Source organism: Mycoplasmopsis iners ATCC 19705 (assembly GCF_000701805.1).
Classification (GTDB): domain Bacteria; phylum Bacillota_I; class Bacilli_A; order Mycoplasmatales; family Metamycoplasmataceae; genus Mycoplasmopsis; species Mycoplasmopsis iners.
On the sequence record NZ_JNJW01000027.1, the window covers coordinates 1 to 1345 of the forward strand.

Genomic DNA, 1345 nt, shown 5'->3' on the forward strand with positions numbered 1-1345 from the left:
TCCCGCATTTCCCACTTGCGGGTTTTTTTATGCTTTTTTTACACATACATATTTATAAATAAATATGTAAAAAAACTAGTAATTTACTAGGTAAAGTATGGTATAATACAGTTATGAAAACCAAAAAAGAAGATAAAAGAAAATGAATATTATGTGTTTCAAACCAAAAATCAGGTAAATATATTCAGGTTGGTTATAGAAAACCCAAAGGTACAGGCTACGAAGTAAGATTTGGCATTGGTTATGAACATGACTTTGAAAAATATCAAAAAAATTCAATTGAAAAAATCAAAATGCTTATTAAAGACATACCGCTATCAAAACCTAAAGATGAAATCATTAAAATTATTCAAAAAGAGTTAAAAAACAATAAAAATGATCTTGTTGAATATAGCAAAAGGTTTAAAGGGTATGAACTTGTTAATTCATTAGTTGGCTATTTTGATATTTTCAAAAACTGTAATAAGACAAAATCAATAAGCTTAAATGAAGTTGTTATGCAACAAATCTACCAAAGATTAAAACAACCGTTAAGTGTTTGAGCAACTTTTAATAGTATGAAAAAAGAACAAGAAAATGTTTATTCAAAAAATGCTTTTTATAGATCTTTAGATTACATAGCTGAAAATAGAGAACAAATTTTACAAAACATAAATTCTGTTCTTGTAAACGAACATAAAAGAGATGTTGAAATAATGTGATTTGACTCTACAACAACTTATTTTGAGACATTTAGTCGCGAAGGGTTTAAAAAACCAGGTTATTCAAAAGATGGCAAATTTAAAGAAGACCAAATAGTAATTGGGTTAGCAACTGATAAGAATGGAATTCCAATTCACTACAAAGTTTTTCCAGGTAACACCGCTGATGCAAACACATTTATTCATTTTGTTTTGGAAGTGCAAAAACTTTACAAGATCCAACATGTTACAATAGTTGCTGATAAGGGAATGTCTGTAAACAAAAACATTAGATTTTTAGAAGATAAAGGGCTAAGCTTCATTATTTCTTACCGTATGAAAAAAGGAAGCAAACAATTTAAAGAATTTGTTTTAAATCAAGAAGATTATGTTCGTTCTGAAACCGGTTTAATGTACAAAACACAAGAAATTGCTTCATTTTATAGAAATGGTAGAAACAACGGAAAGATTAGAAAAAGAATTATTACTTTTAGTGCGAAGAGAGCAAAAAAGGACGCTGAAGATAGAAAAATTTTAATCAATAATTTCCTTAAAAAAGCCAAAAATGGAAAAGTGTCTTATGAAGATATGGCGGGAAACAAGAAATATAAATTCTTTAAACCTGTTAATGAATCGGGATATTATGAACTCGACATAGAAAAAAT

At 27.7% G+C, this 1345-nt stretch carries 1 protein-coding gene; it reads left to right on the forward strand.

From position 1 onward, the window contains the following. Positions 1 to 113 precede the first annotated feature (113 nt). Positions 114 to 1345, forward strand: a 1232-nt coding sequence (locus tag T395_RS0103145) for an IS1634 family transposase (RefSeq protein WP_036458533.1), incomplete at its 3' end; no start/stop codon positions are given.